Genomic DNA, 23,052 nt, shown 5'->3' with positions numbered 1-23,052 from the left:
TACGGTCGGCGATGAATGTCAGAAATTTTAAAAATTGGCTGAAATTTAGACGAGCCAGACAAAACCGTAAAAAGGCCCGCCGACGATTGCCAGCGGGTCTTTATCGAATTTTTTTATGCTTTTCTTTGTACGGTTTGGCTTACTTCAACAGGGTGGCCGGGTCGATTAGCTTGCCGGATTTTTTGATTTCCAAATGCAGGTGAGGTTTTTCCACCGATTCAATCGGCACAACATTAATCGAGCCGATTTTCTGCCCTGCGTTGACTGTGTCACCCTTTTTCACCAGGAAAGTGTCACCCATGCCACAGTAGTACGCGGTGATTCCGTCACTGTGTTCAATCACTACAACATTGCCCAGATTGCCGTTTGCGTACAGTTCCGTGACCTTGCCGCTGTCAATGGCTTTAACCGGGTCGCCGATTTTTGCCTCATAATCTGTGCCGGAGTGAACACGCCAATCCTGCATGGTGTCAGAAAAAATGGGATTATCTCCGCTGTAATTTTTAGTGACGGTTTCTCCAACTGGGTAAACGTACGAAGCGGGCTTTGCTGCCGTCTGTTTGGCTGGCTGTTCCGCTTTGGACGAAGCGGCCTTGTCCGGTGCCTGAGACGAAGCAGCCGGTTTGGAAGAAGACGGAGCGGTGGACTCCACTTCACTGGACTGTGGCTGAGACGAAGCCTCCGTTGGCTTGCTGCTGGCATAAACACCTGACTGTGTGCGACCGGTCGGTGAGGCGGAATACGAGGACGTATCCTGCGGATTGGCATATTTCACGACACTGTCATACGTAGTCCAGGCGGCAACGCCAACTGCAACCAGGCAAACGCCCAGCGCGACATAAAAACCCTTGTTGTTTTTCTTTGGGGATTGATTTTCTGATTTAAAATGCAGACTGCTCATCTGTAAAGCACCTCCGCAGATATTGTGACCAGAAAAAACACCAAATATGCCGTTTGAGATAAATCTGAAATGAAAAAATCAAAAAAGAATGATCTCTTTCCGTCGAAGGCGGAAAGAGATCACAATTAAAATTTTTGGTTTTTAGGAAAGCTCAATAGAAAATAAAAAAGCAAGCAAGCAGAAAAAAGACCGAATCCAATTGATTCGGTCTTTTTTCGTTAGCTTGAGGGGTATATTGAGGAGGGTAGAACTTTGTATTCTGATGGTGCGGCTCCATCGTTTGAATACAACCATATTATAATTTGAATTCGCGGGGCAGTTGTTAATACGCTATGAATATTCTTTTAACTTTTGGAGTCATGTAATTTTGCATTAAAATCAAATAAAAAAGGACGCTAAAACAAAGAAATTGTGAAAAAACCTCAAACATTTGTTTGCAATCTTGGAACCCCTGTGGTATGATAAAGTTGACTTGGAATACCTGGGAGGAAATGGGATGAAGGGACTAAGCAGCAGCCAGAAAAAGATATATGAATATTTAAAAGATAGAGCGCAGTATGGCCTGCCACCCTCTGTGCGGGAGATCTGCAAAGCGACCGGCCTGAAATCCACGTCTACCGTTCACCTGCATTTGAAAACGCTGGAGGACTTGGGATATATACGGCGTGAAGCCGGCCTGAATCGCGCCATTCATATTGAGGGGGCCGAGCAGGTCAGCCGAGTGCCTATTTTGGGCAGAGTAACTGCCGGTGTGCCGATTTTGGCTGTGGAAGAGGTTGAGGGCTACCTGCCGCTGGTGGGTCACCGTTACCCGGAAAAGGAGCTGTTCGCGCTACGTGTGCAGGGCGAAAGCATGAAAAACGCCGGAATCCTTGACGGAGATTATATTATTGCGCACCGCCAGGACACGGCGGAAAATGGGCAGATCGTGGTCGCGCTGATTGACGACGAGGCAACGGTAAAGCGGATTTTCTTTGAGCAGGAGTACATTCGCCTACAGCCGGAAAACCCGGCCTTTTCTCCGATTTTCTCTCAAAGCGCCCTGGTGCTGGGACGCGTGATTTCCGTTTATCGCTATTACTGATAAAAAATCTGTTAAAGAGCAGAAGTTTACGGTACGTGTCATTTCGTGATACGGAATATCCACAGATGCGGATTGACGGGGGGATCACCTCCTCAGGCGGTGAAACAGGAGATTGAACAGGGGAATACAAATGAGTGAAAGGCCCAATTTTAGATAAACAATTGAATGAGAAAACATTTCGTAGTTTTTATTACCTAAAAGAAGAGCTAGTGGATTTTTGCAGGACAAACGGATTGCCTGCTTCGGGTGGTAAAATAGAGATTACAGACAGAATTGCCTATTTTCTTTGCACAGGTAATATATTGCCCACTTTCACAAAAAGCAAAGTTAGACCAGACGTTGGTGTAATTACAGAGGATGCTCCAATAGAGCCGGATTTTGTTTGCTCAGAGAAAATCGGGATTGGTAAGCGGTCTTCTTTTAATGTTGCTTTTCAGAAGTGCTTAAAAAGCAATACTGGAAAAACCTATGGAGCTGCACTCGAAGCCTATGATCGGATTTTGGAAGAAAAGGAAAAAGGTAACACAACGATTGATAAGCAGTTTGAATACAATACCTATATTCGAGACTTTTTTGTAGACAACGAAGGCAGATCATTGGAAGAAGCGATTCAATGCTGGAAATACAAAAAAGGGTTGCAAGGTCATCATCGTTATGAAAAATCAGACTTAATTGCTTTATTGTAATTACGGCAAATTTCAATTTGTTGGTGAGTCTATGGGCTCAGCGCAAAAAAGCCGCAGAACATGATGTTCTGCGGCTTTTTATCCAGTTTTTATGGAATTCTTCCGATCCGTGAGGGAAGCACTTTATAGCTTGGTATGGTCAGCCTTCTTCACAGTGACGCGGGTACCCTTTTTCTTTTGACAGTCGGGGCATTTTCCGTAGACCGTCAGGCTGTGGCGCTCAATCTCAAAGCCGGTTGCTTTTGCAAGCTGCATTTCCAGCGGAGAAAGCGGACAGTCGTCCAGCTTAATTTTTTTGCTGCATCCGGTGCAGATTAAGTAGTGGTCGTGGCCCTTGGCCAGTGCATAGCGGATTACGCCGTCTTCAAAATTGATTTTCTGCAAAACCCCGCTTGCTGTAAAACGCTCCAGATTGCGGTATACGGTGGAAAGAGCCAGCTGAGGGAAAGAGGGCTTGAGCAGAACGAAAATATCCTCCGCCGAAACGGGATCCGGGCTGCTTTCGAGAAAATGCAGAATCGCGCCGCGCTGCTTGGTGTTTTTCAGTTCCGCCATTATGGTTCCTCCTTGCAAAACAAAAGGGTATCCATCCCTTATATAGATTTATCATAGCGCGGATTTGCAAAAAATGCAAGCAGGCGTGTATTCACTATTGAGAACTTTTCGTGTATAATAGGGCTGATTACGATTGATAACCAATTCGCTTTCAAAGGGGTTTTCTGTGAAAACAGCGATTTCTTCCTCCACCTGGGTAAGAAATCAACAGCCTGTTTGAAAGGGAAATTATGATTGGTTGGAGGCTTTCAGCTTTGGAGAAAATATATTTAGATAACGCAGCCACCACTCGCGTGTGTGAGCAGGCGGCGGAAAAGGTGCTTTATGTGATGACCGAGGCGTACGGCAACCCATCGTCGCTGCACACCATGGGTTTTGAGGCGGAGCGCGAGATGACCGCGGCCCGCGAGGCGGTTGCGGACAAGCTTTCGGTGAACGCCTCCGAGATTTATTTTACCTCGGGGGGAACGGAAGCAAACAATATTGCTTTGTTCGGTGCCGCCAAAAAGAACAGCAGACGCGGCAAGCGGATTGTTACAACAGCAGTGGAGCATCCCTCTGTGCTGCGCGTCATGGAGCAGCTCGAGCAGGACGGCTTTACAGTGGAATACCTGATGCCGGACGGCGAAGGACGTATCTCGCCGGAGCAGGTGGAGCAGAGCATTACCGCGGACACGATTCTGGTGAGCATGATGCTGGTCAACAACGAAACCGGCGTGCGCATGCCGGTTGAAGCCGCCGCGAATGCGATTCGACGAACGAATTCCCCGGCTCTTTTGCATGTAGACGCGGTGCAGGCGTTCTGTAAGCTGCCCATCAAGCCCGCGCGCGTGGGGATTGACCTGATGAGCGTTTCCTCGCACAAAGTTCACGGACCGAAGGGTGCCGGTGCGCTGTATGTAGCGGGTCAGAAGGGGTTCCCGGCCAGAACGTTCGGCGGCGGGCAGGAAAAGAACGTGCGCCCCGGCACCGAGCCGCTGCCGGCCATCGCGGGGTTTGGCGCGGCGGTGCGCGCCATGCCGCAGCCGCAGGAGCTGAAAGCGCACTTTGAATCGCTCGGCGCCTGTCTGCGAGAGCAGCTTTCCGGGCTTCCGGGTGTTGTGATTCATTCCCCCGAGGACGCGATACCCTATGTGTTCAGCTTTTCAGTGCCGGGTGTCCGCGCGGAAACAATGCTTCATTTTCTGGCTTCAAACAATATATTCGTCTCGAGCGGCTCGGCCTGCTCGAAAGCGAAGCCAAGCCATGTACTCACCGCCATGGGCCTTGCGCCCGAACTGGTGGAGTCCTCTTTGCGGGTCAGCTTTTCCCGCTTTACCACACAGGCAGAAATCGACGCTCTCACGGCCGCGCTGCAGCAGGGCCTGGAGCAGCTCGCGAAAAAATTATAAGGAGTTTATATGAGAGAGATCATTTTAATCAAGCTGGGCGAGCTGGTGCTCAAAGGCCTGAACCGAAAGAATTTTGAGGCATCGCTCGTTCGGAATATTCGCCACCGCATCGGTCGGTTCGGCAATTTCGACATCCGGGTGGCGCAGTCTACCATCACCATTTCTCCCAAAGGGGAAGAGGATCTGGATGAGGTCGCCCAGAAGGTGGGCAAAATATTTGGCATTGCGGCATTTTCACGCGCATGTGTGGCCGAAAAGAAAATGGATTCCATTTTCGCCGCGTGCGGAGAGTACCTCAGTGATGAATTGAACCGGGCGAAAACCTTTAAGGTGGAAAGCAAACGCTCCGACAAAAGCTTTCCTCTCAAATCCCCTGAAATTTCTGCCGAAGTCGGGGCATATATAATGGAGAACTTTTCCCACCTGACGGTTGATGTTCATCATCCCGATCTAGTGGTGATGGTAGAAGTGCGGGATTTTGGCGCATATATCCACGGCAGCTCCATTCCCGGCGCGGGCGGAATCCCCGTCGGCACGGGCGGAAGAGCGGCACTGCTGATTTCCGGCGGAATCGACAGCCCCGTTGCGGCGTGGTGCATGGCAAAACGCGGCGTGGAGCTGGTTCCCGTTCATTTTGCCAGCCCTCCCTATACGAGCGAGCGCGCGGAGCAGAAGGTGGTCGACCTGCTGACGAAGGTCAGCGACTATTCGGGCCGCATGATTCTTCGCGTGGTTCCCTTCGCGCATATTCAGGAAGAAATCATGGCGAAATGCCCCGAGGAGCTTTTTACAATTATCATGCGCCGGTTCATGATGCGTATCGCAGAGCGGATTGCGTTAGATTCGGGCAGCGAGGCGCTGATTACCGGCGAGAGCCTGGGGCAGGTGGCCAGCCAGACAATGCGGGCCATCGCCTGTACCGAAGCGGCCGTGAATATGCCGGTGTTTCGTCCGCTGATCGGTATGGATAAAACGGAGATCATCGCGATTTCCCGCAAAATTGATACCTTTGAAATTTCGATTCAGCCGTTCGAGGATTGCTGCACGGTGTTTACGCCAAAGCACCCCCGTACGAAGCCAAACCTCTATTTTGTAGAGCAGGCAGAGCAGCAGCTTGATGCCGACGCGCTGATCGACGAATGTATTTCGCAAATCAAATTGACTAAAATCGGATTTTTTCATTCAGGAGAATAAGGAGATGCCAATAGTATGAAAGCGGAAATCATATCAGTAGGAACCGAGCTTCTGCTCGGTCAGGTCATTAATACCGATGCTTCCTATGTGGCGCGGGCTTTGTCCGAGCTGGGAATCGATATGATGTTTTCCTGTACGGTGGGAGATAACAACGGCCGCCTGAAGGATGCGCTCACCTGCGCGCTCGAACGCAGTGATCTGGTCATCACCACAGGGGGCCTTGGCCCGACGGAGGACGACCTGACGAAAGAGGCCATCGCTGAATGTGCCGGTGCGCGTTTGGTACTGCACGAAGAGAGTCTGCAGCGCCTGAAGGAGCATTTTAACGGCAGATATATGGGCCAGAATCAAATGAAGCAGGCGATGCTGCCGGAGGGCTCTACCGTTCTGCTGAACGACCGTGGCACCGCGCCGGGCTGCGCGGTGGAAACCAAAGAGGGGAAAATCATTATGATGTTCCCCGGGCCCCCCTCAGAGCTGGTTCCCATGCTGCAAAATTACGGAATTCCGTTTTTAATGAAGCGGGAAAATGCAAGTATTTTTTCAATGAATGTGCATGTGTTCGGTCAGGGCGAGGGCGCCGTGGCGGAGATGCTCTCCGACATGACGGATGCCGCGAACCCCACGGTGGCAACGTATGCGAAGGAAGGCGAAATGTATGTTCGCGTCACCGCAAAGGCGGAGAGTGCGGAGAAGGCGGAGGAGATGTGCCGCCCCGTTGCGGAGCGCATTCGCGAGCGGATTGGCGACTGCGTGTACGGCATTAATGTAGACAGCCTCGAACAGTTAGCGGTGAATCTTCTGAGTGAAAGAAAAATGACAATTGCGACGGCGGAATCTTGCTCCGGCGGGCTCCTTGCCAAGCGGATTACGGATATTCCCGGTTCTTCCCAGGTGTTTGAAATGGGCGCGGTCACCTATGCAAACCGCATTAAAACTCTGCTGCTCGACGTTCCGGAAGAACTGCTCGAACACCATGGAGCGGTGAGCGAAGAGGTTGCGGCCGCCATGGCCGAGGGTGTGCGCAAAAAGGCTGGCAGCGACATCGGTATCGGCATTACCGGCATCGCCGGGCCGGACGGCGGCACCGAAGAAAAGCCCGTCGGGCTGATCTATGTGGGGCTCTGTGACAAAGCCGGTACCGTGGTGCGCAAGGTAAAGGTATTCAGTCATCGCCGTCCCCGCGGCTATTACAGATACACGGCGGCTTCCTTTGCGCTGGATATGGTTCGCCGCCGTCTGGAGGAGCTCCCCTTATGATTGATTTGAGAGCGCAGTTTAAGGCCGTGGATGCGGTGCGAAAAGGGATGCGCGGCGAGCTGCGCCATCTTTCGCCGGGTCCGTTTGTTCCGGAAAAGCCGCGGTATCCCGCAGGGCTTTCCCGCCGGCCCTTGCCGCGTTCTACGCCGGAGACCCAAGGGGTTTCTTCGGCGTATCTGGAGCGTTTTCTTCGTGAACTGGACGCTTGCCCGGACATCAAGGTGCACAGCATTGTGATCCTGCGCCACGGCAAGCTGATCGCACAGGCGCATTGGAGGCCCTATTCGGGCATTTATGCGCAGATGGTGTATTCGCTCTCGAAATCCGTCACTGCGATGGCGGTAGGCATGGCGGTCGAAGAAGGCCTGTTTACGCTGGATGACCGGATTGCCGAGCTATTTTCAGATAAAATGCCGCCTGTGCCCTTTCGGAAACGCAGGGTGGAGCAGATTACTGTGCGCCACCTGCTGAACATGACGTCCGGCATTCGATTTAACGAGGCGAACAGCGTGTTTGAACGCGATTGGCTCAGGTCCTACCTTGCGTCGGACTGCGCGTATGAGCCCGGTGAAAAATTCACGTACAACAGCATGAATTCCTACCTTCTCAGCGCGCTGATTCAGCGAAAAACAGGGCAGGGGCTGGTGGATTATCTTCAGCCCCGCCTGTTTGAGCCGCTCGGCATCGACCATGTGGTGTGGGAGCGCTGCCCTATGGGGGTTGAAAAGGGCGGCTGGGGCTTGTTCCTGCGGCCCGAGGATATGGCGAAGCTGGGCCAGCTGTATCTGCAAAAAGGCCTGTGGACGGTAGATGGTGAGCCTCGTCATCTGCTCTCGGAGCAGTGGATTGCGGAATCGACGGATATGGGAATGCGTACCCTGATGGGCGAGCATGAAACAGCCTACGGCTACCACCTGTGGGAGTTTCCCATTCCGGGGGCCTACCAGTTTAACGGTGTGTTCGGCCAGTATGTGGTTGTGATCCCGCAAATCGATGCGGTGATTGCGATTACAAGCGGCAGCCATGGCCTGTTTGTGGATAAAAGCGCCGAAGTAATCCAGAAGTATTTCGGAAGTAGTGAGGGCTTTTCCGCGTTTCCGCTTCCGGAGAATTTAGGAGCTGCGCGCTCTCTGAAAAAGACAGAGACTTCGCTTGCGTTGTTTCCAGATACCATCCCGGTGCGCAGGCGGCGCACGCTGTTGGAACGGGTGGAATATGCACTGTTTCCGCAGCGTTCCGTACCGCAGCTCAGTGCGGACGCCAAATGGATCAACGGCCGTTCTTATATGCTGGAAAACCCATATGGAACGATTCTGCCGTTTATCTTCTCTGTGGAAAAGGACAGTTTTCTTCCCGCGATTCAGCGGGTATCGTTCGCGTTCGCACCCGATTTTTGCACGATCGAGTTTTCAGACGGAACCGAAAGGCAGACCATTCGTGCCGGGCTGGACGGTGAGCCGCGACGCAGCGTGCTGAACATCAACGGAGAATTTTATGTTACTGGAAATATGGCGCGCCTGACCCGCGACGAGGATGGCCGGCCGGTTTTAAAGCTGTACCTCTCTTTCCTTGAAACGCCGAATACCCGCGTGATGAAATTTATTTTCAGCGGGGAACGCATTCTGGTTCGCTTTCAGGAGATTCCGTCCGTTGACAACGCTGCGAAGCTTCTTGCAGATTTACTGGGGAATTCCGGCGGCAATATGGAAAAACTCCTCTCAGAGCGCCTCGGCGGCGAGCGCGTGCCCGGCTACCTGCGCCGCATTGCCGTTCCAAAGGCCAGCGGTAAACTGGATTTAGAGGCCAGTGAGTGAAAATTTGCCGTGGTTATGTAATTCGAAGAGAGAACGAAAAGTATAGGTTAACCTGTACTTTTCGTTCTCTTCCTTTGTTCCGCATTTTATGAAAAGAGCAATATTGATTTAAAAATTATAGAAAATAGTTGACTTATATGAGATTATAATTATATTATTTAAAATAATAGGGGTGATTCAATGGAACTTACTAAAAACGAAACAGAAATAATGGATGTTCTCTGGAAAGAAGGGCGGCCTTTATCGCGTACAGAAATTGTCGACTTATCTCCACCGGATAAAACCTGGAAAGATAGTTCAATTCATATTCTTCTAAATAGCTTATTACGAAAAGAGGCAATCCGTGAAGCCGGTTTTATTCGCGCTGGAAAAGGATTTGGCCGCACTTTTGAACCGAGCATTTCACAGGAAGATTTTTATGCGGAGTTTTTGTCTGATGCTGCAAGAAAAGTCAATTCTACTACGTTCTTCTCAGCGCTTTTTAGAGATGAGAGCATAACAATGGACACTCTGTTGGAGCTTGAAAGAATGATTGAAAAGAAAAAGGAGGAATTAAAGTAAGGGGATGGGAATCAGTGTATATTCATTGATTAGTGCAGTGGTGTTTTTTAATGCTGCAATCGTAATCATTGCAATTTTTCGCCGCAATACCGGTTTTTTAAAAAACAACGGCATTGCCCTTCTTCTTTTGCTGACTTTGCTCAGTATCGTTCGTCTGTTTCTCCCGTTGGATTTTACGTTTGCATTTGTTATTGTTTCATATCGTATTCTGCCATCACTCTTAGATTGGCTTTCTTCCACTCAAATGAATGTGTTTCTGGGAGTTGTATGGGGGGCGGGGAGTATCCTCTTCCTTTTCAAAAGCCTGATTGTATATAGGGATGAAAGAAAAAAGTTAATGAGCTACCGCTGTGTATCGGACGAACAGGTAGAACGTGTCGCCCGCAGGCTTCGGCTCCATAAAGCAAAAATAATGGTTTCCCCTGAAGTGGATGTCCCAAAAGTTACGGGCTTTTTCAAGGCCTATATTTATATGCCGCAGCTTACCGCAACCGATGAAGAATTGGAATTCATTCTAAGGCATGAATATCAGCACTTTAAAAATCACGACTTATTCATTAAAATTTTCTATCTGCTTCTCACCGCCGTGTTCTGGTGGAATCCTGTGCTATATATTTTTCAGCGCGAGCTTGAAAATTTGCTGGAGCTGCGCTGTGATGTCTCAATCTCGCAGAATTTGAATGCCCGGGAACGAATCGGTTATTTGGAGGCTATTCTGCATGCTGCAATGCAGCTGAAAAATACAAAACAAAGAGCTTCTATCAACACAGCCGCCCTTATGAAACCGGAAGCGGGCGGCTTTATTGGGCAGAGATTTCATCTGGTGCTTTCTATGGATACTCGTAAGAAGCGAAAACAAACAATCCTCTCCAACATTTTTGCCATTCTCCTTTTTTTTCTTTCTTATCTTGTGATACTTCAGCCGGCGTATGATCCGCCTTTTGGCAATACCGGAGAAACCATTACAATCACCGCTCAGAACGCCTATATTCAGCGGAACCAAAACGGAACCTTAGAACTGTATATTAATGGTGAATCCTTCGGTACAATTTCTAAGGAGGATCTGACAGATGAACCTTATACCAGTTTAAAAATTATACAGAAGTAGGAGAATACGAATGAAAAGAGCAGTATCGATCTTTGCTGTACTAATAGCATTGATGTCTTTGGTCTTTCCGGCTTATGCTACGTCTGACATAAAATGTAAAAAATAGTTCGAATATCACATTGTTTTCTGAACAAAAGAGATGGGTATATAGACAGCATAATGGCATTAAGCAAAAACGCTTGTGGTCTGTTACGTATACAGATTGGTTGACGGATTGGATTCCAGTGAAATAAAAATATGATTTATTGATTTGTATATAATTTATATGATGATATTGACATTATTTAATAATACTGATATTATTTTATTTAGAAAAGCTGCTTTTCAAACAATAAAATAAGAACTCAATCATGGATAAGATGCGAAGATTTTCAGCGTTAGTTCTCACTCTGGCGGTCGCGTTTAGTTCAATATCTTTTTCATCCTATGCTGCACAAACAGAAAAGCCACTTGTAAATAAGGTCGTGACCTCTCAAGAAGAGCGTGATGCAGACATACAACGTCAAGTGGATGCCAAAATTGCTTCTTTGCAGGGGCAGTATCAGTTGGCTTCAGGTGATCGAGATTATACCTATGACACAAAGTATGTTCAAACGAAATATGTTACTAAGGGCGGGTATGCAGGTGGTCAGCCGAAAGGTGGTACACGATTTCCTTCAGGTGGAGGATTTTATTGGCTTAATGAAGGGGGGCCGTCAATTGGCGCTTCAGTTAGTTTCTCAAAGCCTTATAAACTTATAAATATTAATATTGAATTAGGTGTTGTTAGTAGTTCCGGAAGAACAGGTTGTTTTGCGACAGCAGATAATAAAACAGATTATTTTAAGCTATATGTGAGCAAAAAGATGGAGGTTCGACAGGCAGAAATTTACCGAACCAATATTAAGACCGGCAAGACTACGTTATATATGACAATGTATCCGTCCACTGAGTATAGTAATGAGTATTGGGCAAAAAAAGTATGATAATTTATACTTGATTTTTTAAGGCAATAGGAATGTCTATTTACTTAAATTGCTTTAAATCTATATGGACTGTTTGATGTGTTCCAGTTAAGTATGGCGAAACAAAATTAAATTCCCTCGATTTTATCAAGGAGGAGTTTTAGATGGGAAAAATTCCATTCAAAGAACGTTTTTTACGGTTTTATCATAAAACTATCCCTTTCCCAATCTTTTTACTGACAGTTATTTTGTTCTTGTGCTTAGTGTTGGGCATGATGAACAAGATAGAGCAGATTGCTCCTTCCGGTACAATTGAAGGCTTATATCAGTCAAGGTTCTTTTCCTCTACCTATTATAATGCTCGATTTTTTCACGATGAATTTCAAATCGAAAGGTTGGAACGAGAAGAAAAAAGTGGTAATAAAGAGAAGGTTTTATTGAAAGGAACCTATGAGCATGTGGAAGAAAATCTATATCTGCTCAAGGCGGATGATCCCGCCCAAAACACAATTGTCGTTTTGGGGAAAAACTCCTTTTACTTTTATGACGAGGAAACTGATACAACAGTCCGCTTCTTTCGGCATTAAAGCGTTAACTTACAAGAAACAGCAGAGGCTTTCCGAAATCGGAAAGCCTCTGCTGTTTCTTTGTTTCGTATCATTTGATTAGATTAGCTAATCTACAATCATGCTTTCACCCGTCATTTCAGCCGGCTGCGGCAGGCCGAGAATCTTGAGCATCGTAGGTGCTATATCCGCCAGCTTGCCGTCTGCACGAAGTTTGCACGGGTAACCGACAACGCACAGCGGAACGGGGTTTGTGGTATGTGCGGTAAAGGGAGAACCATCCTCCTCGTACATCTTTTCAGCGTTGCCGTGGTCCGCGGTGATGATCGCGGTGCCGTGCATGCGCTCGATTGCGTCGATCACGCGGCCTACGCAGGTGTCAACGGCTTCTACCGCGGCCTTGGCCGCATCAAATACGCCGGTATGTCCTACCATGTCGCAGTTGGCAAAGTTCAGAATAATCACATCGTACAAGCCGCTGTCAATTTTCTCCACCAGTGCGTCGGTTACGGCATATGCGCTCATTTCGGGCTGCAGGTCATACGTGGCAACCGCCGGAGATTTAATCAGCACGCGGTCCTCGCCGGGATATATCGTCTCTACGCCGCCGTTAAAGAAGAAGGTTACGTGCGCGTATTTCTCCGTTTCGGCAATACGGAGCTGCGTCATGCCGAGGTCAGAAAGATACTCTCCCAGTGTGTTCTTCAGGCTCTGGGGGTGGAACGCGACATCTACGTTCGGCATCGTCGCGTCATACTGCGTCATGCAGACGTAGGTGAGCGGGAAGAAGCCCTTGGCGCGCTCAAACCCGGTAAAATCGGGGTCAACAAACGCACGGGTCAGCTCTCTGGCGCGGTCGGGGCGGAAGTTAAAGAAAATGACGGAATCATCAGCGGAAATCCGGCCCTCCGGCCCGCAGACAACCGGCAAGACAAATTCATCGGTCACACCGTCTTCATATGATTTTGCCACGGCCGCTATGGGGTCGGGATTCTGAACGCCCTCGCCAAGCACCATTGCGTTATATGCCTTTGAGACGCGCTCCCAGCGGTTATCGCGATCCATTGCGTAGTAGCGCCCGGCAACCGTTGCAATTTTGCCTACGCCGATCTCCTGCATTTTTGCAAGGCAATCCTCTACAAAGCCTTTGCCGGAGGACGGGGGAACATCGCGGCCGTCGAGCAGCGCGTGAACGTACACCTTGGAAAGGCCGTGGCGTTTGGCCAGCTCAAGCAGAGCATACATATGGCCGTTATGGCTGTGAACGCCGCCGTCGGATAGCAGGCCGATCAGGTGCAGCGCCGTGCCTTTGGCTTTTGCGGCAGCAACCGCCTTGATCAGAGCGGGGTTTTGATAGAACTCGCCGTCTTCAATCTCTTTTGTGATGCGCGTCAATTCCTGATACACGATGCGGCCTGCGCCGATGTTGGTGTGGCCAACCTCAGAATTGCCCATCTGCCCGTTTGGCAGGCCCACATTCAGGCCGGAAGCACCGATTTGGGTAAGGGGGTTTTCACGGAACAGACGGTCAAGATTCGGCTTTTTCGCGGCCATGATGGCGTTGCCGTATTCAGGGGCGATGCCAAAGCCGTCGAGAATCATTAAAATCAAAGGTTTTTTCATAACAGTTCTCCTTTGCGATACAGTTGAGGATTAACCCTCAGAGGCCGCGCGGACAATTTCCGCAAAATCTGCGGCTTTCAGCGAAGCGCCGCCGATCAGCCCGCCGTCCACATCGTCCTGTGCCAGCAGCTCTGCGGCGTTTTTGGCATTCATGGAACCGCCGTACTGAACGGTGAAGGCGTTGGCTGTTTTTTCATCGTATAACGCAGCGATCACATTGCGGATGGCCCCGCAGACCTCGCCCGCTTGCGCGGAAGTGGCAGTACGGCCCGTGCCGATGGCCCAGATGGGCTCGTAGGCGATGATGACACGGGAAAGCTCTTCTTTGGTCACACCAAGCAGAGCAATTTTTGTTTGAAGGGCAACTAGCTCTTCCGTAATGCCCTGCTCGCGCTGCTCGAGCGTTTCGCCAACGCACAGAATGACGGAAAGCCCGGCGTTGAGCGCGGCGCGCATTCTCTTGTTTACGGTCTGATCGGTCTCGCCAAAATAAGTGCGGCGCTCACTGTGCCCGATGATGACATAAGAAACGCCGATTGAGGTGAGCATGTTGGCGGCAATTTCTCCGGTGAAGGCGCCGCTTTCCTCCCAGTGGCAGTTCTGCGCGCCAATTTGAATATCCGTGCCCTTCGCGGCCTCGATTGCCACGGGAAGATCAATAAACGGAACGCAGGCAACTACTTCACATTTTGCGCCCTTTACCAGCGGGGCAACCGCTGCAAGCAGCGCTTTGGTTTCCTCAGGGTTCTTGTTCATTTTCCAGTTGCCGGCAATCACGGCTCTTCTCAGCTCTTTATTCATAGGATTCTCTTCCTCTCTTTCTCTGTATGGGGCAGCCCGAACGTTTTGAAAACGGAGGAGGCCCCGGTTGAAAAAAGGGCAGACTTTCGCCCGCCCTTTTCTTTGCTTAGTTTTTATCGTTCAGGCAGGCAATACCGGGCAGCTCCAGGCCCTCCAGGAATTCCAGAGACGCGCCGCCGCCGGTGGAAATATGAGTCATTTTATCCGCAAAGCCAAGCTGTTCCACAGCCGCTGCGGAATCGCCCCCGCCGATGATGGAAACCGCGCCGCTTTCGGCAACGGCCTTGGCTACGGCCACCGTACCGGCCGCAAAGTTTTTCCATTCGCTGACGCCCATCGGCCCGTTCCATACAACCGTTCCCGCGCCCTTCAGAGCAGAGGTAAACAGCTCCTGTGTTTTCGGCCCGATGTCAAGGCCCATCCAGCCGTCCGGAATCTGGTCGGAATCGGAAATCTGGTGGTTGGCGTTCTCGTCGTATTTGTCGGCGACCACGTTATCCAAGGGAATCAGGAACTTCACGTTTTTCTCTTTCGCTTTTGCCATCATTTCCTGTGCCAGATCCAGCTTGTTGTCCTCGCAGATCGAGGTGCCGATGGAATAGCCCAGCGCCTTCATGAAGGTGTAGGCCATGCCGCCGCCGATGATCAGCGTGTCTACCTTGTCCAGCAGGTTGCTGATGACGCCGATTTTATCCGAAACCTTTGCGCCGCCCAAAATTGCGACAAAGGGGCGCTTCGGGTTTGCCAAAGCATTCCCCATGACGGTGATTTCTTTCTGAATCAAATAGCCGCATACGGCGGGCAGGTAAGCAGCTACGCCGGCGGTAGAAGCATGCGCGCGGTGCGCGGTGCCAAACGCGTCATTCACATAAATGTCTGCCAGAGAGGCCAGAGCCTTCGAGAATTCCGGGTCATTCTTTTCTTCTTCTTTATGGAAGCGCACATTTTCGAGGAGAGCGACCTCGCCCTCTTTTAAAGAAGTGCAGATCGCCTTGGCGCTGTCGCCAATCACGTCCTTCGCCATCTGTACGGGCTGGCCGAGCGCCTTTGAAAGGTAGGCCGCTACGGGGGCCAGGGAATATTGCGGGTTGAATTCACCCTTCGGGCGGCCCAGGTGAGAGCAAAGGATCACCTTTGCGTGATGGCTGATCAGGTAGCGAATGGTCTTGAGTGCTTCATCAATACGCTTAGGGTCCGAAATATTTCCTTCACCATCAAAAGGAACGTTAAAGTCACAGCGGACCAAAACGCGTTTGCCCGCAACATCAATATCTTCCACACTCTTTTTGTTCAGATAGTTCATAAGCTGCACTCCTTTAATTGATATCATAATTTTATTTTTTAAACAGGCTGTTGATTTCTTCCCCTGCCTGTGGAGAGGAAAGAAATGCTGTTTTCATAACAAGCCCCTTTACAGGCAAATGGCTATATGATCAAATTCGATTGTATGGCATGGGTACATATTGTTAAATTAATAATTATTTGATCCCATTTTATTCTATTTTTGCCTTTTTTTCAAGTGTGGGAACGTCGATAAATTCGATTTACGAAAAAAATTACCACTCAAAGCTGCGCGGGTGCCCAATGCGGGTAAGGCGGGGGTAATCCCACTGGCGAAGCGCCTCGTAAACGCCGATTGCCACCGCGTTCGAAAGGTTCAGGCTGCGCGCTTCCTCCAGCATGGGAATGCGCACAACAGAATCGGGATTCTTCTGTAGCAGCTCCTCGGGCAGGCCGGCGGTCTCTTTGCCGAACACCAGGTAGCTGTTGTCTGGGTAAGAAACCTGCGTATGGGTGTGCGGCGCCTTCGTTGAAAAATAAAAAAAATGCCCGGTATTTTGTTTGAAGAAATCGGACAAAGTAGCGTAGTAGTGAATATCGAGCAAATGCCAGTAATCCAGCCCGGCGCGTTTGAGCTTTTTGTCGTCAATGGTAAAGCCCATCGGCCCTACCAAGTGCAGGGTAGCTCCGGTTGCGGCGCAGGTGCGTGCCACGTTGCCTGTGTTCTGAGGAATTTCCGGTTCTACCATAACAATATTTAGGGTTGCCATGATTCGGGTGTTCCTTTCTGCTTTTGTTTGGGAATGATTGCCGTTTATCATACCAATCATAATCCAAGCGGCAAAAAAAGTCTATCAATAAATTGCAAATATTTCGGAAAAGATAAGTGTAAAAATTGGTTTTGCCATAATCTTTCTGATTATCTATGGAATCTGGAGGGAATAAATAATGTCGGGTCTGAAAATGATCTACACCATATGGAGGGTAATCGATATGTATAATGAAACAAAGGGTTTTGTAAAAGGCATGAGTGCGGGGCTGGTGGCTGGCCTGGCGGTAGCCGGTGTTAGCAGCAAGGCCATGAAAAGCAACCGTCAGTTGAAGCGTACCGCCGGCAAGGCGATGCGTAAGGTAAACGGTGTGCTGGACAACATGGAGTATATGTTCAAATAAACACGGCCCAGGCACGGCTGCCGTAAAACGGTTGCGGATTTCCGCATTGTTTTACGGCAGCTTTCATTTTGAGGAAAATCCGCAAAAATCCGGCATGATTCCCTTGCCAAAGACTTTCGAATCAGATACACTGATACATACCGTACCACGAATGCTTTGTTCCCCTGCCGCAGGCGGGGAAGAAACGATTTTTCGGCGGCACGAGGCTGATTTTATTGGCTCTCATACAGAGAGATCAGGCATTGGGAGGGCTTTGGGCCATGCGGGTTTCGGAGCAGGAAATATTAACGATTTATTATAAAGGATACAGCGCTCTGGCCTCGCTGCACGGGACGCTGTTTGAGGCGCGCCGTGATTTTTTGGGGAGCGGGAAGAAAGGGAAGGGGCGTATTTCAGGCCGGGAGGATGGAATGCAGGTGCAGGTGCGCTATGCACTTTCCCCAGGCGGCTTTGTCTGGGAGCGCTCGTGTGACCGCCGCCTGACAGAGCAGGTTCGCTCGATCCCGGGCGGCTATGCCCTATCCATATTAGATGAAAATGGAGCCGTGCGCAGCCGCACGGAATACAATAAGGAACATCACCTGCAAAAGGCGGAGTATTACGCGCCCGGCGGCGCGGTGCAGGAGTCGCTTTCTGTTTTGCCGGAGCGCCCGGAGGAGCTGATGCGGACGCACTGGCAGGAAAACGGGGAGCAATCCCAAACCATTCTGCGCGCCTGCCCGATTTGCATGGGCACGGTGGAGCAGACGATGATCGATTCCGAGGTGGGTGAACCGCAGATCATCGCGGCGCGGCTGGACGGCGACTTTTGCTACTGCACCGAACAGGAATATCGCAGGCGCGCAGAGCTGCAGGAGCGGCTGCGCAGTGGTGTGGTCTCATCCGTTCCCGTGTTTGTTCCGCAACAGGACGAAAAGAGCGCGGAGCATTCTCTCTCGGATGAGCCGTCCTCTGTTTCGCAGGAGGAGTTGTATGCGCCGCAGCAGGACGAGCCTTGGCCGGGAACGGCGATTTTGCGGGAGGAAAACAGTGCCGGGGAGGAATCACTTCCGCCGAACCCGGCGAAGGCGGGGGAGATTGCGGTTTCAGATTTATTGAAGCAAATTCAAAAAATGGAAGAAAATTTGGATGAAATCCGAAGTGATCTATGCGTCGAACCTGAAAATATGCAGGATTTTCCAAAAAAAGAATCCACCCAGCCGGATGTTCCCAAAACGCTATGTAATGCGATGAACGGCCAGCTGTTTCATGAGGAAGTCCATAAAAATAAAAGTTCTGCCGTTCGCTATGCGGTAGCAAAGTGCGGAGCAGACGGCGCCATCCGCGCGCCGGGGCTTTGTGCCTGTGCGGATGCCCATCCTGTGCCGCCGGAGGCCGCCGAGGAAATCCCCCGCGCGGTCAAGACCATCATAATCAGCCAGACGGAGCGCTACCACTATTACGGCGAGGTGTTGGATGACCAGCGCCACGGCCGGGGCCGCACGGAGATGCCGGATGGAAAAACCGCGTATGAGGGCACCTATTCCCGCGGCAGGCGCGACGGCTTTGGCGCCTACTACTATAGAACAGGCCGCCTGTGCTATGCGGGTACCTGGAAAAAAGACCGCCGCGAGGGCGTAGGAGTCGGCTTTCGTCCCGACGCAAGCGGGCTTTACGCGGGCACATGGAAAAACGACCGCCCCGGCGGCTGCGGCGCAGTAATCGGCCCGGACGGCTCCGTCTGCTACGCGGGCGCACTCGAAAACGGCCAGCGCCACGGAATGGGCGCCAGCTTCCGCACCAAAGACGGCACCTTGTTGGTTGCCCGGTGGAAGAACGGCACTCTGTGCGGAGAGGTCACTCTGTTCAGCGCCGAGGGACGAATCTGCTATACCGGCCAGTGGCAGAACGGCGTGCGCCACGGAATCGGCACCGCTTATTCTTCGAACGGGCAAATTGTTTTTACCGGCAGGTGGCAAAACGATGAACCGGTTTCGGGTGTTTATTATGAAGACGGCCTGGCTGTGCGTGTGCTTGCACCAGAAATATCCAAAGAAATCGGTGGAAAGAAAAAAGACAGAAAAATGTAATAATTCATAAATTGTTAACATATCGTCTATGAATTAGACATAACTGATTTTGCCATGGAAAATCCTGAGAAATCCAGGCGTACCAAGGCTTCGCGGGCTGTTAAAATTTGAAAAAAAGGCAAAATTGCCCTTGACATTCTGTCCGCCATCCCTTATAATTCAACTAAACATATAAGCGGGGTGGCTATACGTTTCTTACGAAACACCTGTTGCTGCCGCTTGTTCCGGGGGGCGAAACCCGGGGCTGCCATGTATGTTTACGTTTCATAAGCACAACGCAAATACGCACAACAAAAACAAATTTTTAAGGAGGACTAAAAAGGATGAACAAAACCAAAAGTAAAGTTTTGTCACTGATCCTGGCTTCCGCCATGATCGTGTCGAGCTTTTCATCCCTGAACTTTGCATCCGCTGCAAGTACCAGAGAAACAGGTTCTTTGACTGGCATTCAGAATTTGAATGACGATGATGAACTGTTCCTCGTCAGCGGGAGCTCTGCGAAGACAGTTTCTTTGGCTACTCTGATCGGTAACCCCAGCATTGAGACCTATGACCATGAGAATGCGGGTGCTGCTGATTACGATAGCTACAACCATGTTTCCGGCGACAAGTTGATTACTATCAATAAAGATGGTGATCTGACTCTGAAAAAAGATGCTTCCGGTAAAGAAGTGATCACCGTTACCTATGAGGTAGAGGATTATGATCGTGATGACAAAGAAGTAACTGTAAAGGCTTCTAAAGAGATTACAATTTATTCCGACAAAGAGAACGAACTGTTTCTTGGTAAGCCCACCACTGGTACCGCTGTAATTGACGAAAAACCGGATGACATTAAAACTGCTGCTGTTAACCAGATGTATTTGGATGTACAGGCGTATTACGCGGTACCCGAGAGCGGCAGCACGATTGTTGCTGACTACAAAAGAGCAGATGCCACTGCCACCGGCATTTCTGGTGGTATTACCGGTACGTACCTCACTACCGCAGCAAACTATGCTCTTCAGCCTTTGACAAATGTTGTTGTTGCACTGACAGCAACTGCTCCTACTGGAACTCCTACTGCTCTTAATGCAAAGAGCTATGCTGCAAAGGCAGTACTTCCGGCTTTGACTGCAAGTGATAGCTATTATGCATATGATGGCGCTGCTTGGAATAAGTTAACGGCTTCTACCGAGTATGCATCTAATATTCAGCTTATTGATACCAGCAAGCTCGAAATGAAGGGCGATAAGATATTTGATAAAGTTGCAATCGCTGGCGCATCTGAATTTGTAAAACAGGCTAATGGCAATTATACTGTTCAGAACGTTGATTCTACTTTGACAGATACGAGTATTGTTCGTTTGTTTACAACTTTTGAAGTGGAAGTTTCTGCGAGTGCTTCTGGTGTTACACCTGTTGTACCTCACAAGGATGCTGAGCTGGCCAAAACTGGCAATGATACCTTGAAGATTAAACTCGGTGACTTTGTGCCTGCAGTAACTACACCCACAACAGTAGCTGCACATTTTGACATTGATAGCTCCGTAACAAACCAGAAGGTGGAAGTTGCCAAGAAATGGGATGCGGATATTGATTTGCTGACTGGTTCGAAATTGACCGGTAGCAATCTGCCTTCCAAATGGGAGATTAACAAGAAGAATGGTAAAACTTACATTGCAGCCGGTGGTTTTGACTGGGATGATAAGGATTACTGGAAGACCAATAAGGACAACGCTGATGCAGTTGGTTCTTATGACGAAATTGTTTCCGACACTTCTATTAAGCTTTTGGGCGGTTCCGTTGAGCTTTTGAATGTTGGTAGCGATTCTAACCCTCAGTCCGTGACTGTAGAAGATGGTACTGTTGGCGACATTAAAGCCACTACCGTTGATATTCAGGGGGGCACGGTTGGAACTGTTAAAGACAGAGCAAGAACTATTACCATTTCTGAAGGTAAGGTTAAGGCAATTGATGCCGAAGATGCTTCGGCTAATATTACCGGTGGCGATATTACTGGTAATGTAGTTGTTTCTTCCTTGACTTTGGATGCAGAGGACGATGATGTTGACACCACAATTGGTGGCAATGTTACTGTTAAAAATAAGACTGTCGCAAACAGCGGTGTTTCTGTTGATTCTAGCAGCGATGCAACTGTGACTGTTAAAGGCACACTGAAGAGTGAAGATCAGGGTGGCGAGATTAAGATTTCTGGCGACAATGTTTCTTTGAACGTTGTTGACGGCGATTATATCAATGATGTCAGCTTTGATGATTTCACTGGTGCTATTAAGGGTATTGCGGCTGCTACTGAGCAGACTGTAAAGCTCGAAAATGAGTCTAAGGTTGTTCTCACCAGCAAGCTGATTGCCGATTCTGTAGACGTCGACGAAGATTCCAGACTGGAAGTTTCCGATGCTCGCATTGGCAGCATTGATGGCGACGGACGCTTTGCATTCCCTGCCGACAAGCTGTTTGTTGAAGATGGTGTAAGTGACGAAGTTAAGATGGAACTGACTGCTGGTCTGACTGCTGGTGCTACTGCATTCCAGTCTAATGAAGGCGCTGTAGACGGTGCTGACATTGATGGTTTGGGCTTTGGCTTAGAGACCAAGAGCGTCAATAAGACTACTGACAAGCAGGTAATTAAGAACGTTACTTTTGCTGGTCCGAAGTTCGATAAGACCGACCTGACCATTGCAAAGGGCCAGTCTACAACTGTAACGGTTGCAAACTATCCCGATGGGACTGCTTTGCCCTCCGGTGCTTCTATTGCCTATGATGTAGATGCGAATGACGATTATGTCTCCGTAACTCAGGAAGGCAATGTGCTGACCATTAAAGCTTTGGATTACAATGCTGATCGTTCTATTGACAACAAAGCCACTGTTACAGCTTCTGTTGTTGATGCAAATGGCGATGAGCTGGAAGACTATGCTGAGGCTACTCTGAATGTAAATGTTGTTGAGAAGCCCCAGTCCACCGTAACTCTGGATACCACTAAGCCCGTAACTCTGGGTACTGGCGCTGTGTACCAGTATATCGCGAAGTCCTCCACTGCGGCTGTTATGACCGCTACTTCTTCCGATACTCAGGTCGCAACTGTTGAGCTGTTCAACGCTGCTGATCCTCGCGGCTACAAGTTCCAGGTTAAGGGCGTTGCTGTTGGTACCGCTACCATCACCACAACTGATGCAAACGGCGCTACCGCTACTCTGACTGTGAACGTAGCTAAGGTAAACGGTACTCTGAAGGCTGATACCACTTCCTACACCTTTGCTCCTGGCAAAGCTTACGATGTGAAATTCTCCACCACCGGCACAACTGCTGTTCCGGTTGTTACCGTAAATGGTAAGGTTGTTTCCATCGCTCCCCGTGGCAACGGCGTATACAGAGTAACAGCTCAGAATGCTGGCACTGCTTTTGTAGTTGCTACTGTTGGCAACACCCATGTTTCCGTTAAGTTTGTTGTAGCCAAGGGCGCAGCTTCTGTCGGTGTAAAGGGTAACAACGTTTCTGCACTGAAGTAATTAAAAGCAAGTAAAGGTTCGCAAGGAACTAAATAATTTCTGTTAGCTGTATTTGCGTGGCGGCGGTTTGGACTTCATCTTCCAGACCGCCGCTTTGTGCATATTTGTGCGAAATATGACAAAAAAGAGGGGCTGCCCGAGAGGGCAGTCCCTTGTTGCGTTCACAGGTGAACAAGCTGCTTTTTTCTGTGAGTAGCCTCACGGGAAAATTCTGCTTGCGCAGGGCTTGCCCCTCATGCCGGGGCGGGCACTTACTTTCGTGAAAGGACGAAAGTAAGCAAAGGCCTTCCAAGGGGAGAGTTTCGATTCTCTCCCCTTGGATCCCCTCTCAACGACCAAAGGCTCTGCCTTTGGAAACCGGGAGGAGCTCCCGCTCTGGTGCGAATTTTCCGCACAGGAACAAGCCTGTGCGCGCAGCTTGTGCGTAAGAAAGCTTAGATGCCCGCAAAAACAAAAAAGGATCTCTCCGCTAACAGAAAGCATTCTTCTCCGAGCCAACAAGCGCACCTTGTTTTGTGAAAACAGACAG

The 23,052-nt window shown here is 49.7% G+C and carries 19 protein-coding genes; 13 read left to right on the top strand and 6 right to left on the bottom strand.

Annotated features, from left to right (window positions below; genetic code table 11):
* Positions 1-139 precede the first annotated feature (139 nt).
* Positions 140-901: a M23 family metallopeptidase gene (locus tag QOS46_RS08260; RefSeq protein ID WP_283608816.1), complete on the bottom strand. Its 762-nt coding sequence runs from the start codon at positions 899-901 to the stop codon at positions 140-142.
* 496 nt (positions 902-1,397) lie between these two features.
* On the opposite strand from QOS46_RS08260, the gene lexA reads away from it, so the two are divergent.
* Positions 1,398-1,985, top strand: coding sequence for a transcriptional repressor LexA (lexA, locus tag QOS46_RS08255; protein ID WP_283608815.1), 588 nt, complete (start codon positions 1,398-1,400; stop codon positions 1,983-1,985).
* 134 nt (positions 1,986-2,119) lie between these two features.
* Positions 2,120-2,671 carry a hypothetical protein gene (locus QOS46_RS08250; RefSeq protein WP_283608814.1) on the top strand — a complete coding sequence of 184 codons (552 nt, stop codon included), beginning with the start codon at positions 2,120-2,122 and terminating at the stop codon, positions 2,669-2,671.
* A 123-nt stretch (positions 2,672-2,794) separates the two neighbouring features.
* Here the strand turns inward: QOS46_RS08250 and QOS46_RS08245 are convergent, their stop codons facing one another.
* Positions 2,795-3,226 (bottom strand): Fur family transcriptional regulator, encoded by a 432-nt coding sequence (locus QOS46_RS08245; RefSeq protein ID WP_283608813.1) that lies wholly within the window; start codon positions 3,224-3,226, stop codon positions 2,795-2,797.
* Positions 3,227-3,480: 254 nt separating this feature from the next.
* Between QOS46_RS08245 and QOS46_RS08240 the strand changes: the two genes are divergently transcribed.
* From QOS46_RS08240 to QOS46_RS08205, 8 genes are all read left to right on the top strand, one after another.
* Positions 3,481-4,617, top strand: coding sequence for a cysteine desulfurase family protein (locus QOS46_RS08240; RefSeq protein ID WP_283608812.1), 1,137 nt, complete (start codon positions 3,481-3,483; stop codon positions 4,615-4,617).
* 9 nt (positions 4,618-4,626) lie between these two features.
* The gene (gene thiI, locus QOS46_RS08235) at positions 4,627-5,811 is read left to right on the top strand and encodes a tRNA uracil 4-sulfurtransferase ThiI (RefSeq protein ID WP_283608811.1); all 1,185 of its coding nucleotides are present in this window, start codon (positions 4,627-4,629) and stop codon (positions 5,809-5,811) included.
* Positions 5,812-5,826: 15 nt separating this feature from the next.
* Positions 5,827-7,071, top strand: coding sequence for a competence/damage-inducible protein A (locus tag QOS46_RS08230; RefSeq protein WP_283608810.1), 1,245 nt, complete (start codon positions 5,827-5,829; stop codon positions 7,069-7,071).
* On the top strand, positions 7,068-8,885 hold the full coding sequence (locus QOS46_RS08225; RefSeq protein WP_283608809.1) for a serine hydrolase domain-containing protein: 1,818 nt from the start codon (positions 7,068-7,070) through the stop codon (positions 8,883-8,885). The genes QOS46_RS08230 and QOS46_RS08225 overlap by 4 nt, the downstream gene beginning before the upstream one ends.
* 180 nt (positions 8,886-9,065) lie before the next feature.
* Positions 9,066-9,446, top strand: coding sequence for a BlaI/MecI/CopY family transcriptional regulator (locus QOS46_RS08220; RefSeq protein WP_283608808.1), 381 nt, complete (start codon positions 9,066-9,068; stop codon positions 9,444-9,446).
* 4 nt (positions 9,447-9,450) lie between these two features.
* On the top strand, positions 9,451-10,554 hold the full coding sequence (locus tag QOS46_RS08215) for a M56 family metallopeptidase (protein ID WP_283608807.1): 1,104 nt from the start codon (positions 9,451-9,453) through the stop codon (positions 10,552-10,554).
* Between the two features lie 350 nt (positions 10,555-10,904).
* On the top strand, positions 10,905-11,519 hold the full coding sequence (locus QOS46_RS08210) for a hypothetical protein (RefSeq protein WP_283608806.1): 615 nt from the start codon (positions 10,905-10,907) through the stop codon (positions 11,517-11,519).
* A gap of 143 nt (positions 11,520-11,662) precedes the next feature.
* Positions 11,663-12,085: a hypothetical protein gene (locus tag QOS46_RS08205; protein ID WP_283608805.1), complete on the top strand. Its 423-nt coding sequence runs from the start codon at positions 11,663-11,665 to the stop codon at positions 12,083-12,085.
* A gap of 87 nt (positions 12,086-12,172) precedes the next feature.
* On the opposite strand, the gene gpmI is transcribed toward QOS46_RS08205, so the two are convergent.
* The 4 genes from gpmI to trmL all read right to left on the bottom strand — a co-directional run bounded on the left by gpmI (position 12,173) and on the right by trmL (position 16,539).
* Complete coding sequence (gene gpmI, locus QOS46_RS08200; RefSeq protein WP_283608804.1) at positions 12,173-13,687, bottom strand: 2,3-bisphosphoglycerate-independent phosphoglycerate mutase; 1,515 nt, start codon at positions 13,685-13,687, stop codon at positions 12,173-12,175.
* A 30-nt stretch (positions 13,688-13,717) separates the two neighbouring features.
* A complete protein-coding gene (tpiA, locus tag QOS46_RS08195; RefSeq protein WP_283608803.1) occupies positions 13,718-14,488 on the bottom strand; it encodes a triose-phosphate isomerase in 771 nt (256 codons plus the stop codon).
* Positions 14,489-14,594: 106 nt separating this feature from the next.
* Complete coding sequence (locus QOS46_RS08190; RefSeq protein ID WP_283608802.1) at positions 14,595-15,791, bottom strand: phosphoglycerate kinase; 1,197 nt, start codon at positions 15,789-15,791, stop codon at positions 14,595-14,597.
* A 253-nt stretch (positions 15,792-16,044) separates the two neighbouring features.
* A complete protein-coding gene (gene trmL, locus QOS46_RS08185) occupies positions 16,045-16,539 on the bottom strand; it encodes a tRNA (uridine(34)/cytosine(34)/5-carboxymethylaminomethyluridine(34)-2'-O)-methyltransferase TrmL (protein ID WP_283608801.1) in 495 nt (164 codons plus the stop codon).
* A gap of 178 nt (positions 16,540-16,717) precedes the next feature.
* Between trmL and QOS46_RS08180 the strand changes: the two genes are divergently transcribed.
* The 3 genes from QOS46_RS08180 to QOS46_RS08170 all read left to right on the top strand — a co-directional run bounded on the left by QOS46_RS08180 (position 16,718) and on the right by QOS46_RS08170 (position 22,523).
* A complete protein-coding gene (locus tag QOS46_RS08180) occupies positions 16,718-16,942 on the top strand; it encodes a hypothetical protein (RefSeq protein WP_283608800.1) in 225 nt (74 codons plus the stop codon).
* A gap of 260 nt (positions 16,943-17,202) precedes the next feature.
* On the top strand, positions 17,203-19,011 hold the full coding sequence (locus QOS46_RS08175; RefSeq protein WP_283608799.1) for an MORN repeat-containing protein: 1,809 nt from the start codon (positions 17,203-17,205) through the stop codon (positions 19,009-19,011).
* A gap of 323 nt (positions 19,012-19,334) precedes the next feature.
* Positions 19,335-22,523, top strand: coding sequence for a hypothetical protein (locus QOS46_RS08170; protein ID WP_283608798.1), 3,189 nt, complete (start codon positions 19,335-19,337; stop codon positions 22,521-22,523).
* Positions 22,524-23,052 lie beyond the last annotated feature (529 nt).

This window comes from Faecalispora anaeroviscerum, from assembly GCF_947568225.1.
GTDB lineage: Bacteria > Bacillota > Clostridia > Oscillospirales > Acutalibacteraceae > Faecalispora > Faecalispora anaeroviscerum.
Note: the sequence above shows the minus strand (reverse complement) of the source record. Positions and strands in the feature narration are given on the sequence as shown.